This is a genomic window from Mesorhizobium sp. (assembly GCF_004962925.1).
Lineage (GTDB): Bacteria > Pseudomonadota > Alphaproteobacteria > Rhizobiales > Rhizobiaceae > Mesorhizobium.
On the sequence record NZ_SUEO01000310.1, the window covers coordinates 5,178 to 5,446 of the forward strand.

General features: G+C 65.8%; 1 pseudogene. It reads left to right on the forward strand.

Annotation, left to right across the window (positions count from 1 at the left end):
* Positions 1-269 (forward strand): annotated as a pseudogene (locus tag E5W87_RS33590) (NmrA family transcriptional regulator); the annotation flags it as partial.

Genomic DNA, 269 nt, shown 5'->3' on the forward strand with positions numbered 1-269 from the left:
GCCGTGACGGCGCTTACCCGGCAAGGCCATGTCGGCCAGCTCTACGAGCTGACCGGGCCACGGCTGCTGAGCTTCGCCGACGCCGTCGCCGAGATCTGCAAGGCGAGTGGTCGTGACATCCGCTTTATCAGGATTTCGCATGCCGAATTCACCGCAGCGGTAGCCGGGTACGAGTTGCCGGCCGAGTTCGCCTGGCTGCTCAACGAGCTGTTCACCGAGGTGCTCGACGGCCGCAACGAGGCTCTGACTGACGGCGTCCAGCGCGTGCT